The sequence below is a fragment of the Mameliella sp. LZ-28 genome (assembly GCF_012274245.1).
In the GTDB taxonomy this organism is placed as follows: domain Bacteria; phylum Pseudomonadota; class Alphaproteobacteria; order Rhodobacterales; family Rhodobacteraceae; genus Antarctobacter; species Antarctobacter albus.
Genome location: NZ_JAANYX010000038.1, coordinates 165,773 through 183,542, shown reverse-complemented (window position 1 = coordinate 183,542; position 17,770 = coordinate 165,773). Strand labels below are relative to the sequence as shown.

The 17,770-nt window shown below is 65.0% G+C and carries 17 protein-coding genes; 7 read left to right on the top strand and 10 right to left on the bottom strand.

What is annotated here, in order from left to right:
• Nucleotides 1-92: 92 nt before the first annotated feature.
• Genes G9Q80_RS27545 through hslO form a run of 3 tightly spaced genes read right to left on the bottom strand, consistent with a single transcriptional unit; the run spans nt 93 to nt 2,849 of the window.
• Complete coding sequence (locus G9Q80_RS27545; protein ID WP_088715973.1) at nt 93-1,256, bottom strand: CCA tRNA nucleotidyltransferase; 1,164 nt, start codon at nt 1,254-1,256, stop codon at nt 93-95.
• Nucleotides 1,253-1,855, bottom strand: coding sequence for a CoA pyrophosphatase (locus G9Q80_RS27540; protein ID WP_088715972.1), 603 nt, complete (start codon nt 1,853-1,855; stop codon nt 1,253-1,255). Before G9Q80_RS27540 ends, G9Q80_RS27545 begins: the two co-directional genes overlap by 4 nt.
• Nucleotides 1,842-2,849 carry an Hsp33 family molecular chaperone HslO gene (hslO, locus tag G9Q80_RS27535; RefSeq protein WP_043142794.1) on the bottom strand — a complete coding sequence of 336 codons (1,008 nt, stop codon included), beginning with the start codon at nt 2,847-2,849 and terminating at the stop codon, nt 1,842-1,844. The genes G9Q80_RS27540 and hslO overlap by 14 nt, the downstream gene beginning before the upstream one ends.
• Nucleotides 2,850-2,927: 78 nt before the next feature.
• Here hslO and G9Q80_RS27530 point away from each other — a divergent pair, with 78 nt between their 5' ends.
• Nucleotides 2,928-3,389, top strand: coding sequence for an NUDIX domain-containing protein (locus tag G9Q80_RS27530; protein ID WP_069211154.1), 462 nt, complete (start codon nt 2,928-2,930; stop codon nt 3,387-3,389).
• Here G9Q80_RS27530 and G9Q80_RS27525 read toward each other — a convergent pair.
• Complete coding sequence (locus G9Q80_RS27525) at nt 3,370-4,650, bottom strand: PP2C family protein-serine/threonine phosphatase (protein WP_052244527.1); 1,281 nt, start codon at nt 4,648-4,650, stop codon at nt 3,370-3,372. The genes G9Q80_RS27530 and G9Q80_RS27525 overlap by 20 nt on opposite strands.
• Before the next feature lie 198 nt (nt 4,651-4,848).
• Here G9Q80_RS27525 and G9Q80_RS27520 point away from each other — a divergent pair, with 198 nt between their 5' ends.
• The gene (locus G9Q80_RS27520; protein WP_088715971.1) at nt 4,849-5,184 is read left to right on the top strand and encodes a histidine kinase; all 336 of its coding nucleotides are present in this window, start codon (nt 4,849-4,851) and stop codon (nt 5,182-5,184) included.
• A gap of 38 nt (nt 5,185-5,222) precedes the next feature.
• Here G9Q80_RS27520 and G9Q80_RS27515 read toward each other — a convergent pair whose 3' ends face one another.
• The 3 genes from G9Q80_RS27515 to G9Q80_RS27505 are packed head-to-tail and all read right to left on the bottom strand — an operon-like array spanning nt 5,223 to nt 7,999.
• On the bottom strand, nt 5,223-6,032 hold the full coding sequence (locus G9Q80_RS27515) for an SDR family NAD(P)-dependent oxidoreductase (RefSeq protein ID WP_198550000.1): 810 nt from the start codon (nt 6,030-6,032) through the stop codon (nt 5,223-5,225).
• On the bottom strand, nt 6,032-7,258 hold the full coding sequence (gene ilvA, locus G9Q80_RS27510; protein ID WP_088715969.1) for a threonine ammonia-lyase IlvA: 1,227 nt from the start codon (nt 7,256-7,258) through the stop codon (nt 6,032-6,034). Before ilvA ends, G9Q80_RS27515 begins: the two co-directional genes overlap by 1 nt.
• Before the next feature lie 36 nt (nt 7,259-7,294).
• On the bottom strand, nt 7,295-7,999 hold the full coding sequence (locus G9Q80_RS27505; RefSeq protein ID WP_245188950.1) for a hypothetical protein: 705 nt from the start codon (nt 7,997-7,999) through the stop codon (nt 7,295-7,297).
• Nucleotides 8,000-8,164: 165 nt separating this feature from the next.
• Between G9Q80_RS27505 and G9Q80_RS27500 the strand changes: the two genes are divergently transcribed.
• Nucleotides 8,165-9,388, top strand: a complete 1,224-nt coding sequence (locus G9Q80_RS27500) for an argininosuccinate synthase (RefSeq protein WP_088670006.1) — start codon at nt 8,165-8,167, stop codon at nt 9,386-9,388.
• Entirely contained in the window at nt 9,381-9,806 is a 426-nt protein-coding gene (locus G9Q80_RS27495; RefSeq protein ID WP_232788250.1) for a DUF1810 domain-containing protein, read from the top strand. The genes G9Q80_RS27500 and G9Q80_RS27495 overlap by 8 nt, the downstream gene beginning before the upstream one ends.
• A gap of 139 nt (nt 9,807-9,945) precedes the next feature.
• Here G9Q80_RS27495 and G9Q80_RS27490 read toward each other — a convergent pair whose 3' ends face one another.
• Nucleotides 9,946-10,359: a DUF7282 domain-containing protein gene (locus G9Q80_RS27490; RefSeq protein WP_043142810.1), complete on the bottom strand. Its 414-nt coding sequence runs from the start codon at nt 10,357-10,359 to the stop codon at nt 9,946-9,948.
• Nucleotides 10,360-10,567: 208 nt separating this feature from the next.
• Here G9Q80_RS27490 and msrA point away from each other — a divergent pair, with 208 nt between their 5' ends.
• From msrA to G9Q80_RS27475, 3 genes are all read left to right on the top strand, one after another.
• On the top strand, nt 10,568-11,218 hold the full coding sequence (gene msrA / locus G9Q80_RS27485; protein ID WP_069211160.1) for a peptide-methionine (S)-S-oxide reductase MsrA: 651 nt from the start codon (nt 10,568-10,570) through the stop codon (nt 11,216-11,218).
• Nucleotides 11,219-11,354: 136 nt separating this feature from the next.
• A complete protein-coding gene (locus G9Q80_RS27480; RefSeq protein WP_088715967.1) occupies nt 11,355-12,761 on the top strand; it encodes a calcium-binding protein in 1,407 nt (468 codons plus the stop codon).
• Nucleotides 12,762-12,879: 118 nt separating this feature from the next.
• Entirely contained in the window at nt 12,880-14,520 is a 1,641-nt protein-coding gene (locus G9Q80_RS27475) for a calcium-binding protein (RefSeq protein ID WP_088715966.1), read from the top strand.
• Here the strand turns inward: G9Q80_RS27475 and G9Q80_RS27470 are convergent.
• Nucleotides 14,517-15,389 carry a ribokinase gene (locus tag G9Q80_RS27470; RefSeq protein WP_088715965.1) on the bottom strand — a complete coding sequence of 291 codons (873 nt, stop codon included), beginning with the start codon at nt 15,387-15,389 and terminating at the stop codon, nt 14,517-14,519. The genes G9Q80_RS27475 and G9Q80_RS27470 overlap by 4 nt on opposite strands.
• A gap of 50 nt (nt 15,390-15,439) precedes the next feature.
• Nucleotides 15,440-17,695: an NADP-dependent malic enzyme gene (locus G9Q80_RS27465; RefSeq protein WP_043142818.1), complete on the bottom strand. Its 2,256-nt coding sequence runs from the start codon at nt 17,693-17,695 to the stop codon at nt 15,440-15,442.
• Nucleotides 17,696-17,770: the final 75 nt, after the last annotated feature.

Below are 17,770 nucleotides of genomic sequence, written 5' to 3'. Positions count from 1 at the left end.
CAGGCGAAGCTGATCAGGATCCTGTCACGCACCATCATGTCTCCCGGGAATTACATGAGTCGAACATGTATTAGGCCAGAATTCCCGGCCTGTCACCCCTCGTCGAGCCAGTTCCGCAGGGCGGCGCCATCGGGCGCGAAATCCTGCGCAATCCAGTGATCCTCGGCCCGGCGCAGCGCATCGCCCAGCGCGGCGCCCTGGTAGGCTGGCATCAAATGCTTGGCCTTCAAGGGGAATTTGGCCTGCGCCCCGCGCGACAGCTCTGCCGCCAAGTCGGGCGGCACCGGCATCCCCAGGCTGGCGGCCCGCAGGACCATCACGATCTGAGCCGCCTGGCTGCCGTGGCGGTAGGCAAGCTCTGCCGGGCCCTCGGTCCCGGACATCAGTGCGCGGAACAGCTCCAGCTCGCGCTGCTGCGACCTCGACAGGCGCAAGGCGGCCCCGTCGAAATATCCCATGACCGCCATGCGGGCCATCGGATCGGGCGTCATGCCCTGTTCCGCCTCAAGCAGCAGGTAGGGGCCCAGCGCCGTGATACTCGCCCCCGGCAGGACATGGGCCAGCACGCCCAGCCGTTCCATCACCGAGACGGACACCAGCGGATCGGGCGCCTTGAGCAGCTTGACCAGTTCCACCCCGACCCGTTCGCGCGACAGCACGTCCAGACCGTCGAGATTGGCGGCAATGGCGGCCAGCGCCTCGGGGTCCATCCCGGCCTCGGGATCGCCGTACCAGGCAGTGAACCGGAAAAAGCGCAAAATGCGCAGGTAATCCTCGCGGATGCGGGTGTCGGCATCCAGGATAAAGCGGAAGTGCCGCGCCTCGAGGTCCGGCAAGCCGCCCAGCGGATCGACCAGCGTGCCGCGCCGGTCGGCGTAGAGCGCGTTCATGGTAAAGTCGCGCCGCACGGCATCCTCGTGCACGTCATCGGCAAAGCGCACCACGGCCCGCCGGCCATCGGTTTCCACATCGGCGCGGAATGTCGTGACCTCGAACCCCTCGCCATCGGCGACCACCGTCACCGTGCCGTGGTCGATCCCCGTCGGCACGACCTTCAGCCCGGCGGCCCGCGCGAGTTCCATCACCCGTTCCGGGCGCGCGTCCGTGGAAATGTCCACGTCGCTGACCGGCACAGCCAACAGCGCGTTGCGCACGCAGCCACCGACCGCATAGGCAAGGTGCCCCCCGTCTTCGAGCAGCCCCATGACCACCTGCGTTGCGGGCGAATCCAGCCAATCTCCGGTGACGCGGGTCATGGCTGCACCCTTTCCGCCAGCGCCCGCAGCATCCGCGCCGTGGCGCCCCAGATGTAATAGGGCCCAAACGGCACCGTGTAATACAGCCGCCTTTGCCCGCGCCAGCGCCGCCACTGCACAGAATAGCGTTCGGGATCTGTGACATGGGCGTAGGGCACGGCAAAGACCTCGTCGACCTCGCCGGGTTCCGGCATCGGCGTGAAATCACCATGCACCAGCCCGATGACCGGCGTCACCACGAAGCCGGTCACCGTCTCATGCGGCGGCAGTGTTCCCAGCACCTCGACCTGGCCGGGGTCCAGCGCCACTTCCTCCTGCGCCTCGCGCAGGGCGGCCGCCACCTCGTCGGCATCGCCCGGATCGACCTTGCCGCCCGGAAAGGCGATCTGGCCAGGATGGTGTTTCAAGCGGCTGGAGCGTTTGGTCAGGATCAGGTCCAGCCCGTTCGCGCCGGGGCGAAAGGCCGCCAGCACGCCCGCCGGGCGCAGCTTGCGGCCCTCGGGAAGGACCACCTTGGGGTTCAGGTCGAAATCCGACGACGGCGCCCCGGGCGCATCCGGCGCCCGGCGCAACCGCGCTTCCTGTTCATTCCGTGTCATTGGCCGTGTCATCGGACCCATCGGCCTCGAACCCTACGCTGGCAGGGTCCAGCGTGTAATGTGCGCCGCAGAACTGGCAATCCGCCGTCACCAGCCCTTCGTCCGTGGTCATCTTCTCGATGTCCCGGGCCGAGTAGATCGACAGGCTTTGGCGCACGCGATCCTCGGAGCAGGTACAGCCGAAACGCACCGGCTGCGCATCGTAGACGCGCGGCTGTTCCTCGTGGAACAGGCGCAACAACAGCTCTGTCGGCGGCACGGTCGGGCCGATCAGCTCCATTTCCTCCAGCGTATGCAGGTGGCTGTTGACCCGGTTCCAGTTTTCCTCGTTGTCGCCGCTGAGCAGATCCTCGGCCTGCAGCAACCCTTCGTCACCCGACCCGCCTTCGCCGCTGGCAAAAGGCGAGGCCTTGGGCATGTGCTGCAGCATGATGCCCCCCGCACGCCAATGTTCGGCCACGCCCGGTTCGGTCGACCGGCCATAGGACAGCGCAAAGGTGGTGGGCAGCTGTTCGGACTGCGCGAAATAGGCGGCGGCGCAATCCGACAGGCTGCTGCCCGCGATGGGGGTGATGCCCTGGTAGGGTTGCATCCCCTTGCCCTGGTCGATCAGGATCGCGAAATAGCCCGAGCCAAGCTGCTGGAACGGCGGCGCGTCGGTGATCCGGTCCCGGTCGAAGCTGGCGTAGGCCCGGATACGCGCCGGCTGGCCTTCTTCCTCGGGGCCGAAGTAATCGGTGGCGATCATCCGCACCGGGCCGTTCGTCTGCACCTGCAGCGACAGTTTCCAGCGCAGCTTGATGGTCTGGCCGATCAGTGCGGTCAGCAGTGCCATCTCGGCCACCAGTGCCTCGACCGGGGCGGGGTAATCGTGCTGTTTCAGAACGCCGGACAGCACGCCGTCAAGCCGGGCGACCCGGCCGCGCATGTCCGAACGGTCAAGCTGAAAGGGTAGGACGGTGTCGTCCCAGGCGAGTTTGTTGCCGATGCTCATGGGGTTTCCTTGTCTGCCTTTGGCTGGCATATCGCGACCATATAAGAGGAATGAACCCGGACGCAAAGGGGGCCAGGGATGACACCCAGGATCGGCACGCCGCCGGAACCCGGTCGGCGCTATACTCTGCGGCCCGGCGTCTATGCCATCCTGCCCCGCGCCGGGCGCCTGTTGCTGACGCTGCAGGCCGACCCGGGACCAGAGGTGCAACTGCCCGGCGGCGGCATCGACCCGGGGGAACATCCGCTGACCGCCCTGCACCGCGAGGTGTTCGAGGAAACCGGCTGGCGAATCGCCCGGCCGCGCCGGCTGGGTGCCTTCCGGCGGTTCACCTTCATGCCGGAATACGATCTCTGGGCGGAAAAGCTCTGCGTGATCTACACGGCGCAGCCGGTTCGACCACACGGCCCCCCGACAGAAGCCGGGCATACGGCGATCTGGCGCAGCCCCGAGATGGCGGTGCAAGAGCTTGGCAATCGCGGCGACAGCAGCTTTGTCCGGGAGTTCTGCCTGCGGAACGTCAGGCCCTGGCGTCCCTGAGAACGTCGTATTCCAGCAGCGCGGCAGAAACGTCATCGCCCAGTTTCGCGGCGCTTTCCATCTGCTGTGTCAGGCGCCAGAACATGTCCTCCAGCAGGTCCGGTCCACTGCCGGTGCGGGCGCTTTCGCGAAAGATCTCGACCAGGCCATCGTCGCCCAGCATCTCGCCGTTCTTCATCACCGCCTCGGTGAACCCGTCGGAATAAAGCAGCAGGCGGTCCCCGGACTGCAGCTGGAAATCATGCTGGTCATAGCTGACCTCGTCGACCAGGCCGATGGGCAGCCCGCCATCCCCGATGAAGTCATGGCTGCCATCCGCCCGCAGCAAAAGCGGCGGCGAATGCCCAGCCTGCACCATGCGCATCCGTCCCGAGGCAAGATCGGCCGCGACATAGGCCATCGTCAGGTATTCTTCGACCCCGGGATCGGCGGCCAGCCGCTGGTTCAGCATCTGCGCCGTCTCTGCCGGTTCGCGCATGGCGTAGAACCGGTCGAACCGGCGTTCCAGGGCGACATTCTGTTCCGGAAAGGTCGATGACAGATAGCCCGCCACCCGCGCCGTCACCATCGCCGAGGTGATGCCGTGGCCCGAGACGTCGATACTGTAGAGACCCAGCCGCCCGAACCCCGGCTTGAACACGCCCACCAGGTCACCGCCGACATGACCGCAGGGCCTGAGCAGCAGGCTGACGCGAGACGTCAGGACCTCGCAGATACGTTCGGGGACCAGCGATTGCTGGATCGTGCGCGCCTGGCGCAGGTCGTTGTCTATGGCGGTGTGGATCTCACGCAACTCCTCCAGCGCGTCCGAGACCTGGCGGTTCTTTTCCGACAGCTGCCGTTCCATCGACACGATGCGTTCGCCGGCCTTGATCCGCGCGCGCAGTTCGTGCGCGTTGACCGGCTTGGTCAGGAAATCATCGGCGCCCGCGTCCAGCCCCTTGGCAATGTCGCCTTTCTCGCTCTTGGAGGTGAGCAGGATGAAATAGCCGTATCCATTCTGGGACAGGCTCCTGAAATGGCGACAGAATTCCAACCCCGTCATGCCCGGCATCATCCAGTCCGAAAGGATCAGATCCGGCGGCGTCCGGCGCACGATTTCCAGCGCCTGGTGCCCGGAGTCGGCGGTCATCACCTCGTACCCCCAGCGGCGGACCATCGTCTCGACCATCTTCAGCTGGGCGCGGCTGTCATCGACCACCAGCACGCGCTGAATAGCGCCTGTCAGCCCGGACGGGATACTGGTGCTCTGGGTCTGCAATTCGTGCCCCTGTTGGCGTTTCCAATGCCGCGGTTTCTAAGCTCCGTTCCTTAACGCGGCCTGAACGATAAAATGCGCCGCATTCCCTCGCCGCCCCGGCACAAACGGAAAGGCAGCCTTTACCTGCGCAGATTAGACAGGGCGCACAAAGGGGCCAGGGCCTCTTTCACCGGCGTGTTTTCCGCAGGAGGTCAGGGAATGATTGATTGGTCGCGTGTCGACGAGCTGGTCGATGAAATCGGCGCCGAGGATTTTGCCGAGGTTGTCGACCTGTTCCTGGACGAGGTTGAAATCGCCATCGTCGCGCTGGAGAAATGCGAAGGCAATCCGGTGGTGACAGAGGAACAGATGCACTTCCTCAAGGGCGCTTCGCTGAACCTTGGGTTCGCGGAACTGGCCCAACTGTGTCTGAAGGGAGAAAAATCCGCCGCCTCGGGCGCGCCGGACACCGTCAGCCCGGCACAGGTCCGCCAAACATTCGAATCCTCGCGGCGCAAGTTCGAACAGGATCTGCCCGGTCGGCTTGCCGCCTGACAGGCAAAGCGAATCCTGACACAGCGAATCCCGGCTGCTCAGATGCGGCGGTGCAGTTCTGACAGGTCACGCGGCGCACCGTCGGCAAAGGCCCCGCGCCGCAACTGGCGCATGCCGTCTATCCAACGGTCCATGTCCGCGGCCCGGCGCCGTGCAAACTCCGCCGCCTCCGGATGCGGCAGGATCAGGAACCGCTGCTCTCTCAGCCCCTGCAACACACGGTCCGCAACCGCTTCGGGTGTCAGGACGCCCTCGGGCCGGTCCTCTTCCCCAACCCCGTACCCCAAAAGCGGAGTCGCGACATACAGCGGACAGACGACAGCGACGCGGATACCCTCGTCGCCATGTTCGATCGCCAGGGATTGCGCCAGGCTGACGGCGGCATGTTTGCTGGCCGAATAGGGTGCATCGCCGATCTGCGACAACAGCCCCGCCGCCGAGGCGACATTGACCAGCCAGCCCTCGCCCCGTTCCCGCATACCGGGCAGGACAAGCCGCGCGGCCCGCAGATGCGCCATGACATGCAGATCCCAACTGTCCTGCCACTGGTCATCCGGCGCGCTGCAGGGCCCCTCCATCGCGCCCCGCGCGAAGCCCGCGTTCGAGATCAGCATGTCGACCCCGCCCAGCGCCGCCTGCGCGTCCGCGACAAGCGCAGCGATCTGCCCGGGGTCGCGCAGATCGGCGGCAAAGGCCCCGGCCCCCAGGTCCCGCGCAACCCTGTCCAGATCCGGCCCCGCCCTGTCGGTCAGGAACAGCCGCGCGCCCTCTGCCGCCAGGGCGCGGGCCAGCGCAAGGCCGATCCCCTGTGCCGCGCCGGTCAGCAGAACGCGCCGCCCGGCAAACATCAGATCACGAACTGGGCGAGGATCTCGTCCTCGGTGATGTCCTGGTAGGTGAACCCCTGCGCATCCAGCTGAGCAAACAGCTTGGCGAAATTCTCGGGCGCCGAGGTCTCGATCCCGATCAGGACAGAACCAAAGTTGCGCGCGGATTTCTTGAGGTATTCGAATCGCGCGATGTCATCCTCGGGACCCAACAGGCCCAGGAAATCCTTGAGCGCACCGGGCCGCTGCGGCAGGCGCAGGATGAAGTATTTCTTTACCCCGGAATAGCGCTGCCCGCGTTCCTTGACCTCTGGCAGGCGTTCGAAATCGAAATTCCCGCCCGAGGTGATACAGACCACCGTCCGCCCGGAGATCCCCTGGCCGAGGTCCTGCAACGCATCGACCGAGAGCGCGCCGGCGGGTTCCAGAACGATTCCCTCGACGTTCAGCATTTCCAGGATGGTCAGGCAAAGCCTGTCCTCGTTGATCGTCAGGGTATTGGCCAGGCCCACGCCCTTGAGCCGGTCAAAGGTCCGCTCACCAATCCGGGCCACGGCGGCGCCATCGGCAAAGGTGTTCACCTGTGGCAGGGCCACGGGCCGCCCGGCCTGCAGCGCCGCGCGCAGGCAGGCCCCGCCCGAGGGCTCGACAAAGGTATATTGCACCGAATTGCCGAAATAGCTGAGCACGCCCGAGGACAGGCCGCCGCCGCCCACCGGAATCACCAGGTGGTCGGGCGCGCGGCCCAGCTGCTGTTCGATCTCGACCGCGACGCTGGCCTGCCCCTCGATCACGTCGTCATCGTCGAAGGGAGACAGGAAATGCCCACCCTCCTGCGCGCAGAACGCCTGCGCCGCCTTCAGGCAATCGTCGAAATAATCCCCGATCAGGCGGATCTCGATAGTGTCGCCGCCGAACATCCGCGTCTTCTGGATCTTCTGCTGTGGCGTCGTCACGGGCATGAAGATCACGCCCGTGACCCCGAAATGCCGGCACATGTAGGCCACGCCCTGCGCGTGGTTGCCGGCAGAGGCACAGACGAAGAGGATTTCCCCCTCCGCCTTGCGCATGGCGTTGAAGGCCCCGCGCAGCTTGTAGCTGCGGACGGGGCTGAGATCCTCGCGTTTCAGCAGCACCTCGGCGCCGAACCGTTCGGAAAGATGGGCATTGCGCAAGAGCGGCGTCGGCGGAAAGACGTCGCGCATGGCGGCCTCGGCGGCGCGGGCCTGGTCCTGGAAACGTGTCATGGCCCAGAAGTGACCCAAGCCCCGCGCCTGCGCAAGTCAGTCGATGTCGCGGCCCTCGACGCAGACACCGTAGAGCGTGGTCAGGACCGAGATCCCGATCATCGTCGCGAACCAGCCGACAACGACGCTGTAGACAAGGTTGATCAGCGAATGCGGGTCGGGGTTCAGCATCGCGGGCAGTTGCACCGCCACCACCATACCCGTCACCAGCAGCGTCAGCACCACCATCGCCTCCTGGTCCTTGCCGGTCGCGGCCCAGGCCTCGCGCAGGGTCATCTTGCGGTCAATGGCGCCGGCGGGCAGCATCACGCCGAAGCGGAAGAACAGGTAGACCGCCAGCGCCACGACCATCAACATCAGCGGCAGGCCCAGCGCGGGCGCCATCGCCATGACCGCCGTCACCGGGATCAGCGCGGCCACCAGCGCAACGACCACCAGCAGGGCAATCATCACCGACCGGCCCAGGTAGGCCAGCACCAGCCCGCCGTGCCAGGGCGGCACCGCACCGTCGGGTTCCTCTCCGGTGAGGACATAGCGGTGCCAGGCCACGGCGATCCACAGGCTGGCGACAATCGCCAGGATCGAGGTCGCGAGAACCATCATCGCCATGCCCGGGTTGATCACTGTCGCGGTCGACCCCTGGGCCGGGGCGGCCAGCAGCACCAGCACCTGGTTCAGCGCCTGCACGGCATAGAGGACCGCCGACAGGCGAAAGGCCGCTTCGAGGTTGTTGAGCACCATGCGGAACGAATGTCTGAAAATCTGCCAGCCGCGCATCGCGCACCTTTCCGAAACAATCCGGCTTCAGGGGGTAGCACGCCGAGAGGTGGCGTCAACGCCCCTTCCTTGCAGGCTCCCTGAAAACAGGCTAATCCGCCCGCCAAACTGCCCCAAAGGACATGATCCATGACAGCGCCCAAGAAAGTTGTGCTCGCCTATTCCGGCGGCCTCGACACCTCGATCATCCTGAAATGGCTGCAGACGGAATACGGCTGCGAAGTGGTGACCTTTACCGCGGACCTCGGTCAGGGCGAAGAGCTGGAGCCCGCCCGCGAAAAGGCGCTGATGCTGGGGATCAAGCCCGAGAACATCTACATCGAGGACGTGCGCGAGGAATTCGTGCGGGATTTCGTCTTTCCGATGTTCCGCGCCAACGCCGTCTACGAGGGGCTGTACCTGCTGGGAACCTCCATCGCCCGCCCGCTGATCTCCAAGCGGCTGGTCGAGATCGCCGAGGAAACCGGCGCCGACGCCGTCGCCCACGGTGCCACCGGCAAGGGCAATGACCAGGTTCGTTTTGAACTGAGCGCCGCCGCGCTGAACCCCGACATCAAGGTGATCGCGCCCTGGCGCGAGTGGGACCTGAACTCGCGCACCGCGCTGCTGGACTTTGCCGAGAAGAACCAGATCCCGATCGCCAAGGACAAGCGCGGCGAGGCGCCCTTCTCTGTCGATGCGAACCTGCTGCACACCTCCTCCGAGGGCCGCGTGCTGGAAGACCCGGCAGAAGAGGCGCCCGAATACGTGCACCTGCGCACCGTGAACCCCGAGGATGCGCCCGACACGCCCGAGGTGATCGAGATCACCTTTGACAAGGGCGACGCCGTGGCCATCAACGGCGAGGCCATGTCCCCCGCCACGATCCTGACCAAGCTGAACGACTACGGCCGCACCCACGGCATCGGGCGGCTGGATTTCGTCGAGAACCGTTTTGTCGGCATGAAGTCCCGCGGCATCTACGAAACCCCCGGCGGCACCATCCTGCTGGAGGCGCACCGCGGCATCGAACAGATCACGCTGGACAGCGGCGCGGGCCACCTCAAGGACAGCCTGATGCCGCGCTACGCGGAACTGATCTACAACGGTTTCTGGTACTCGCCGGAACGCGAGATGTTGCAGGCGGCCATCGACACCTCGCAGCAGTTGGTCTCGGGCACCGTGCGTCTGAAGCTCTACAAGGGCTCGGTCCGCTGCATCGGTCGCTGGTCCGAGAACTCGCTCTACTCCGAGGCCCATGTGACCTTCGAGGACGATGCCGGCGCCTACGACCAGAAGGACGCCGAGGGCTTCATCACCCTCAACGCCCTGCGCCTGCGCCTGCTGGCGGCACGCAAGCGGCGTCTTGGCTGAGCTATCCGAGTTCGTCACGTCCCAGGCTTCGGGCTGGGACGACGTGCTGCGCGAGTTGCGCGCGGGCCGGAAGACCTCGCACTGGATCTGGTGGGTCTTTCCGCAGCTGGCCATTCTGGGCCGCTCGCATCGCGCGCGGCATTTCGGGCTGTCAGGGCTGGACGAGGCCGCAGCCTACCTTGCCCACCCGGTACTTGGCCCCCGGCTGGTCGAGGTTTCGCAGATCCTACTTACCCATGCGGAGACGGATCCGGAAACGATCCTTGGCGCGGTCGATGCGCTCAAGGTGCGGTCCTGCATGACCCTGTTCGAGGCGGTCCCCGGTGCGCCGGAGGTCTTTGCCGAGGTGCTGGATCGCATGTATGACGGCGCCCGCTGCCCGATCACGCGCGAGGCGATCGGCGGAAACGCATCCTGAACACATGAAGGCCGCCCAGGTCCGGGAAACCGGGACCTGGACGGCCGTTCACCGTGCCAAATACGCAGGCACGTGCCTGCCGTGTAACCTGCGGCAGGTGCCGGGCCGGGGTTGAGACGAGGTGACCCGGCGAGAGCCCTTACTGGGCGGTGATGGTGGTCATCACCAGGTTGCCGTCCATGCGGATCGGGCCGTCTTCCTTGGCGCCCAGCGTGTATTCGAAGATACCGGTGGTCATGCCACCGTCTTCGCCGTGAACCATGAGCATCAGCATGTCACCGGCGGCGACTTCCTCGGTCAGGATCGCGGCGACATCCATGTTCTCGCCCTTGCGCAGCGGCGCATGGCCGACAACCGGGCCCGGTTTCATGTCTTCGCCGGTACGGTGCACCACCAGCCAGCCGTTGGCGGGCGCGACAACCTTGGACGCGGAAACGGTGCCCTCTGCAACGCTCTGGTCAGCGGCTTCGACCATCGGGGCCATGCCGTGGCCGCCGGCAAAGGCAGTGCCTGCGACACAGATGAGGGCGGCGGTCATAATCTTGAAATTCATACATTTTCTCCCAGTTCTACTCTACGCCGACAAAGTTGTTTTTCGGCGTGTGGTGCCCTGAATCACGAACCCTCTCCGAAAAAGTTTCAGCACGGATGAATTTTTTCGAGAAAAGTCACGTCTCGCTCACCTTCGGGTGAGACCCTCTCGGGGCGGATTGCCAGGAAGGGGGGCACCGGGGCAGGCTTTGGGAAAAGGAGGACCCGCCATGCCCCGTCTCGTATCCATCCGTCCCGCCCTGCTCTGCCTTCTTCTCGCACTTGGCCTGGGGACCACGGCCCAGACCGCCCGCGCCGCCGAGATCATCGTGGCCGGCGGCTGTTTCTGGTGCGTCGAGGCGGATTTCGAGAAAGTCCGCGGCGTAAGCGAGGCGGTGTCCGGCTACACCGGCGGGCGCACCGCCAACCCGACCTACAAGCAGGTGAGCCGGGGCGGAACCGGCCATTACGAGGCCGTCAGGATCAGTTTCAATCCCGGCTCGGTCTCTGTCCGCCAGCTGTACGACATGTTCTTCCGCTCGGTCGATCCGACCGACGCGGGGGGCCAGTTCTGTGACCGTGGCGAAAGCTATCGCACCGCGATCTTCTACACGGATGCTGCCCAGAAATCCGCCGCCGAAGCCGCCAAGGCGGAGGCGGAAAAGGCGCTGGGCCAACGGATCGTCACCCCGATCCTGCCCGCCAAACGCTTTTACCGGGCCGAGGATTATCACCAGGACTACTACAAGGGCAGCCAGCGCATCGTGACCCGTTTTGGCATCGTCAAGCAACGCGACGCCTACAAACGCTACCGCGACGGATGCGGCCGAGACCAGCGCGTGAAACAGCTTTGGGGCAACGCCGCACCTTTCGTGAACTGACCCGTGGATCGGCATCAATCGGCCGCTTTCCCCCGCTCACATGACGCAATGCATGGCCTGCATTAAGCTGGATGGACCGGATCGGCAGCGATCCGGTCCTTGCATGTATTGAAGAGCGAATTGGAGAGAAGGCAAAATGGCGAATTTCACCATTACAGGCTACAACACGACCGCCAGAACTTTGACCGGGGCGGAACTTGGCGTCGTCACCAAGGACGGTGAGCTGATCATCACAAACGACGAGGCCATCACCCTGTCCGGAGTCGGACTCAACTACCTGTCTGTCAACGGGTCGGTCCAGACCGTTTCCAACGCTTCCTTGACGGCCATCGAGATGTCCGGAGAAGGCAGCATCATGCTGTTTGGTCCGAATGCGACGATCATTTCGTTGAACGGAAACGCCGTGGCCGGCGACGTGTCAGAAAACTTCGAGCTGGACAATGCAGGTACGATCCTTGCGGGCAGCAGCGGCATCATCGTCACCGAGTCAGATGGAAGCATAGCCAGTCGGATCTCGAACAGCGGGCGCATTCATGCCGACGGCAGCGGAATCATCCTGGCATCCGGCAACACGACGGTACGTATCGTGAACACCGGCGAAATCATCGGGACAACGGGCACCGGCATCATCGTCAACGCCAACGTGGGCCAGACAGGCGGCTCTGTCATCAACAATGCCGGCTATATCTATGGGTCATCAAGGGCCTTCCTGGGTGGCGAAGGCGCTGATTGGATTTTCAACAGCGGCACCTTCGATGGCGACATCCTGCTGTTCAGCGGAAATGACCGTTACGAAGGCGGCGCGGGAGTCGCGACCGGGGTGATCGAAGGTGACAGCGGAGAGGATACCATCGCCGGCGGGGACGCTCCGGACACGATGGCGGGCGGCACGGAAGACGACCTGCTGGTCGGGCGTGGCGGGGATGACAACCTGTCCGGCGACAACGGCAACGACACGCTCTTGGGCGGCGACGGCAACGATCTGCTGGATGGCGGTTCGGATGACGACGTGATCACCGGCAACGCGGGCGACGACACGATGGCAGGCGGCATCGGCGATGACATCCTGGTGGGACAGGACGGCTCTGACCGGCTCGAAGGCGGCGGCCAGAACGACACGATGGACGGCGGCGCCGGGAATGACACGCTGGAAGGGGATGATGGCAACGACATCCTGCGTGGCCGCTCCGGCGAGGATGAACTGGCCGGGGGTCCGGGGCGCGATTTTCTGACGGGAGGCACCGGGGCGGACCAATTCGTGTTCCGCGCAGCGGCCAATACGGTGCCCGGTGCCAACCGCGACCAGATCCTGGACTTTGAGCAGGGCATCGATCTGATCGTCGTCGCCGGCCTGTCCCCCGGCGTTTTCGAGTTCCGTGGCACGGCCGGGTTTGCGCCCTCGGGCAATCCCGAACTGCGTCTGCTGGAAACCGCCACCGGCTCGACCATCGTGCAGCTCGACAACGATGGCGACGGCATCGCCGATGCCGAGATCCGCGTGGCGAATGTCACCGGGCTGACGGCGGATGATTTCGTGCTGTGACATTGGGCACATGAGCCAGGGGGCGCTGCACGCCCCCTTGGTATCATTGAAGATTTCGGGCCATGCGCTAGACAGTCTGGTTGTAGACACAAGCATTGACGCGACAGGACAGGATTTCATGGCCCAGATTTTCCAGACCACCGATACCAGCGCGACCGTGACCGCCACCAATGGCGACACGCTGACAATTCTCGAAGGTGTACAGGTCACACCCAGCGCCGTCGCGGTGCAGATGGCCGATGGTTCGTCGACCCAGACGCGGCTTTTCAACAACGGCGATCTTTTCGGGACGGTCCAGATCAACACGGCCTACGCCGAGATCATCAATAATGGCACCATCCAGGCCGGTATCGACAGCGCCTTTGTCCTGGATACGCCCTCGTCAGAGCCGGGGGCGCGGCTGCACATCTACAACTACGGCAGCGTGATCGCCGCCGATGACGTGATCGACCCCTCCGGCGCGCAATCCTCGGTGGACCTGCAGGTGGTGAATCACGGATTGATGAGCGCAACGCGACTGGGCGATCTGCTGCCCGGCGGCGGCGACCTGTCGAACGCGATCATCGTGAACTACGGAGAGATGCGCGGTTCTATACTGGACCTGTCGTCCGATTCCGGCGGTCGCCTGACCAACCTGGGCACACTCGCGGTGGATCGCATCATCTTTGCCACCACCAGCAGCGCCTTCCTTCCGGGGGTCTTCGTCAACCACGGAACGATCATCGGCAAGAACGGCATGTCGGCCCAAATCGAGTTCAGCAATGAAAACGACCGCATGATCAACACCGGGACGATCACCGGCACCGTCAACCTTGGCGACGGTTTCGATCTTTATGACGGCATGGGCACAGGTCAGGTTGTCCAGGCGAACTTTTCCGGAACGGTCAGCGGCGGCAACGGGAACGACACGCTCAAGGGCGGCAACTTTCCCGATTTCCTGTCGGGCGGCAACGACGACGACCTGCTGATCGGGCGCGGCGGCAACGACACGTTGAGCGCGGGATCGGGCGACGACATCGCCTTTGGCGGCGACGGGGACGACGACCTGCGTGGACAGAGCGACAATGACACCCTCAACGGCAACGCGGGCGACGACCTGATCTCGGGGGACGATGGCAACGACGTTCTGGTCGGTCAGGCGGGCAGCGACAGCCTGTATGGCGGCATCGGGGACGACACGCTGGACGGGGGCAGCGACGACGACGTCCTGGAAGGCGGCGATGACAACGACATCCTGCGCGGCCAGGCGGGCAATGACACCCTGCGGGGCCAGAACGGCAACGACCTGCTGAACGGTCGCGATGGTGCCGACGAACTGGACGGCGGCGAGGGCAACGACACGCTGGACGGCGGGTCGGGCAACGATGTGCTGGAAGGCGGCGATGGCACCGACGTCCTGCGCGGCCGCGATGGCGAGGATGAGCTGGCCGGCGGGCTTGGCCTCGACTTCCTGACCGGGGGACAGGATGCGGATGTCTTCCTGTTCCGCACCACCGCCCAGGCCGGTCTGGGTGCCCAGCGTGACCAGATCCTGGATTTCGAACAGGGGATCGACATCATCAACGTGGTCTCGATGATCCCCGGTGTCTTCACCTTTGTCGGCACCGGGCCCTTTACCGGCGCCAACCAGATCCGGGTGATCGAGACGGCCGCCGGATCCAGCATCGTGCAGTTCAACACCGACGCCGACCTGGCCGCCGAGGCCGAGATCCGTGTCGCCGGTGTGACCGGGCTGACAGAAGATGACTTTGCGCTTTAACCGCCGAAGTCCTGAACGTCGCGGAGGTCGGGGATCACGTCCGCCGTGCCTTCGCGCGTGACCATGATCGCCCCGGCAATCATCGCCTGCCCGATGGCCTGTTCCATCGGCAGGCCCCGGTCCAGCCCGGCAAGGACATAGCCGGTAAAGGTGTCCCCTGCCCCGGTCGTGTCGACCGGCGTGACCGGCACAGCCGGAAAGGCCCGTGTTTCTCCGGTGTCGGTGTTGTGCCAGCACGCGCCGTCCCCGCCCAATGTCACGATGACGTCGCGCACCGGCAACGCCTCGGGCGCCAGGCCGGTCGCCTCTTGCAACTGCCGCGCCTCGACCGCGTTCAGGAACAGAAGGTCCAGCAACGGCAGGACCGCCTGCACCGCCTTGGCGTCAAAGGGCGCGGCCGCATAGGCCACCCGCATCCCCTTCGAAGAGGCCAGCTCCGCCGCCGCGCGCTGGGCGTTGGTCTCGTTCTGGGTCAGGAAGATGTCAGAGGCCCCTGCCCCGTCCAGTGCCTCGGCCAGGTGATCGGTGGAAATGGCATGGTTGGCGCCGGGATACAGGATGATCGTGTTCTCTCCGGCGTCATCGACGGCGATCAGGGCGTTTCCCGTGTCCTCGGATACAGTTGAAATAAACTGTGTATACACCCCATATTCCATCAGCCGGTCAACTGCCCAGGCGCCATCCGCCCCCACCGCGCCGATATGCACGCAGCGCGCCGCCGCGCGCGCGGCGGCCACCGACATGTTGGCGCCCTTGCCGCCCAGCCCCCGGGTAAAGGACCGCGCGGCCAGGGTTTCGCCCGGAGCGGGCAGGTGCGGGACGTGATAGAACAGGTCCGCGTTGATAGAGCCGAGATTGAAGATCGTCATCAGGCACCTCCCATGCCGGTCTCTTGCCGGGCGACCGCCCCCTGCCCTGTCTAGCTGATCTTGGCGGCGGCGAGCACCGCCATGTTCAGGATGTCATTCGCGGTCATCGAGGTCGAACAGATCTGGATCGACTTGTCGACACCGGCCAGGATCGGCCCGATCACCGTCGCCCCCGCCATCTCCTGCATCAGCTTGACCGAGATCGAGGCCGAGTGCCGCGCCGGCACCACCAGGATGTTGGCCGGGCCGGTCAGGCGCTGGAACGGGTAATGCTCCTGCGCCTTGACGTTCAGCGCCACGTCCACGGTCATCTCGCCTTCGTATTCGAAACTGACCCCGCGCCGGTCCAGCACGCGCGGCGCCAGGTGCATCTTTTCGGCCCGTTCCGACACCGGGTAACCGAAGGTCGAAAAGCTGACAAAGGCCACACGCGGTTCCAGCCCCAGGTGCCGCGCCACGCCCGCCGCGCGTTCGGCGATGGTGGCCAGGTCTTCCTCGTTGGGCCATTCATGCACCAGGGTATCGGCAATCATCACGATCCGCCCCTTGTGCAAGAGAGCGGTGACACCCGCGGCCCCATGCGCCGCATCGGCATCGAACACATGGTTGATCAGCTGCATCACATGCGCCGATTTCCGCGTTGCCCCGGTGACCAGCCCATCGCCGTGCCCGTGCGCCAGCATCAACGAGGCAAAGACATGCCGGTCGCGCGCCGCAAGCCGGTGGATGTCCTGTCGGTCCATGCCGCGCCGCTGCAGGCGCTCGTAAAGAAAGGTCTTGTAGGTCTCCAGGTGGCGCGTGTTGGCGGCGTTCACCACCTCCAGCTCGCGCACCGCGTCGTGCAGGCCCGCCTCTTCGAGTTTCTGTTTCACGTCCGCGTCGCGCCCGACAACCAGCGCCTTGCCCAGGCCGGACCGCTGGTACATCACCGCCGCGCGCAGCACGCGCGGATCGTCGCCCTCGGCAAAGATCATCCGCGCCTGCGCCGACCGCGCCCGCGCGTTGATCGACCGCAGGATCGAGGCGGTCGGGTCCATGCGCGTCTGCAACATGTGCTCATAGGCTTCCATGTCGACGATGGGCCGCCGCGCCGCGCCCGTGTCCATGCCCGCCTTGGCCACGGCAGGCGGAATCCGGTGGATCAGGCGGGGGTCGAAGGGCGTGGGAATGATGTAGTCGCGGCCAAAGGTCAGCGTCTTGCCATAGGCCAGCGCCACCTCGTCGGGCACGTCCTCGCGCGCCAGTTCGGCCAGGGCCTGCGCGCAGGCGATCTTCATCTCGTCGTTGATGGCGCGGGCGTGGATGTCCAGCGCGCCCCGGAAGAGATAGGGAAAGCCCAGCACGTTGTTGACCTGGTTGGGATAGTCGCTGCGCCCGGTGGCAACGATGGCATCCACCCGCACCTCATGCGCGTCCTCCGGCGTGATTTCCGGATCGGGGTTGGCCATGGCAAAGATCACCGGGTTGTCGGCCATGCTGGCGACCATGTCCTGAGTGACCGCCCCCTTGGCCGACACGCCCAGGAAGACATCGGCGCCTTTCATTGCGTCTTCCAGCGAACGCGCCTCGGTCACGACCGCATGCGCCGATTTCCACTGGTTCATGCCCTCGGTGCGGCCCTGGTAGATCACGCCCTTGGTGTCGCACATGATGCAGTTTTCGTGCCGCGCGCCCATCGACTTGATCAACTCGAGGCAGGCAATCCCCGCCGCGCCGGCACCGTTCAGGACAATTCGGCAATCCTCGATCTTTTTCCCCGACAGGTGCAGAGCATTGATCAGACCCGCCGCGCAGATCACCGCCGTGCCATGCTGGTCGTCGTGAAAGACGGGAATGTCCATCTCTTCCTTGAGCCGCTGCTCGATGATGAAACATTCCGGCGCCTTGATGTCCTCAAGGTTGATCCCGCCGAACGTCGGCCCCATCAGCTTGACCGCCTTGCAGAATTCGTCCGGATCCTCGGTGTCCAGCTCGATGTCGATGCTGTTCACGTCGGCAAAGCGCTTGAACAGCACCGATTTGCCTTCCATCACCGGCTTCGACCCCAGGGCGCCAAGGTTTCCCAGACCCAGGACCGCCGTCCCGTTCGAGATCACGGCGACGAGGTTGCCCTTGTTGGTATAGTCGTAGGCCAGTTCCGGGTTCGCGGCGATATCCTCGCAAGGCACGGCCACACCGGGCGAATAGGCCAGGCTGAGATCACGCTGCGTGGTCATCGGGACGGTGGCCTGCACCTCCCATTTGCCGGGCGTCGGTTCGAGGTGAAAGGCAAGGGCCTCTTCGCGGGTGAATCTGGCTTTGGACATGTCCCCTCCATCCGGCAGAATTTGCGGTTTTCCCCGCTCTTTACCCGTCTTAATGTCACGCGAAATCGCCGGGGG

Bases quoted from the DNA above. Each gene is read 5' to 3' on its own strand.
- G9Q80_RS27480 (WP_088715967.1), top strand. From the start codon at position 11,355: ATGGCGAATTTCACCATTACAGGCTACAACACGACCGCCAGAACTTTG.
- G9Q80_RS27530 (WP_069211154.1), top strand. From the start codon at position 2,928: ATGACACCCAGGATCGGCACGCCGCCGGAACCCGGTCGGCGCTATACT.
- G9Q80_RS27540 (WP_088715972.1), bottom strand. From the start codon at position 1,855: ATGACACGGAATGAACAGGAAGCGCGGTTGCGCCGGGCGCCGGATGCG.
- hslO (WP_043142794.1), bottom strand. From the start codon at position 2,849: ATGAGCATCGGCAACAAACTCGCCTGGGACGACACCGTCCTACCCTTT.
- G9Q80_RS27470 (WP_088715965.1), bottom strand. From the start codon at position 15,389: ATGACGATCTTCAATCTCGGCTCTATCAACGCGGACCTGTTCTATCAC.
- msrA (WP_069211160.1), top strand. From the start codon at position 10,568: ATGCCCCGTCTCGTATCCATCCGTCCCGCCCTGCTCTGCCTTCTTCTC.
- G9Q80_RS27465 (WP_043142818.1), bottom strand. From the start codon at position 17,695: ATGTCCAAAGCCAGATTCACCCGCGAAGAGGCCCTTGCCTTTCACCTC.
- G9Q80_RS27545 (WP_088715973.1), bottom strand. From the start codon at position 1,256: ATGACCCGCGTCACCGGAGATTGGCTGGATTCGCCCGCAACGCAGGTG.
- ilvA (WP_088715969.1), bottom strand. From the start codon at position 7,258: ATGACACGTTTCCAGGACCAGGCCCGCGCCGCCGAGGCCGCCATGCGC.
- G9Q80_RS27505 (WP_245188950.1), bottom strand. From the start codon at position 7,999: ATGGTGCTCAACAACCTCGAAGCGGCCTTTCGCCTGTCGGCGGTCCTC.
- G9Q80_RS27500 (WP_088670006.1), top strand. From the start codon at position 8,165: ATGACAGCGCCCAAGAAAGTTGTGCTCGCCTATTCCGGCGGCCTCGAC.
- G9Q80_RS27515 (WP_198550000.1), bottom strand. From the start codon at position 6,032: ATGTTTGCCGGGCGGCGCGTTCTGCTGACCGGCGCGGCACAGGGGATC.
- G9Q80_RS27475 (WP_088715966.1), top strand. From the start codon at position 12,880: ATGGCCCAGATTTTCCAGACCACCGATACCAGCGCGACCGTGACCGCC.
- G9Q80_RS27490 (WP_043142810.1), bottom strand. From the start codon at position 10,359: ATGAATTTCAAGATTATGACCGCCGCCCTCATCTGTGTCGCAGGCACT.
- G9Q80_RS27520 (WP_088715971.1), top strand. From the start codon at position 4,849: ATGATTGATTGGTCGCGTGTCGACGAGCTGGTCGATGAAATCGGCGCC.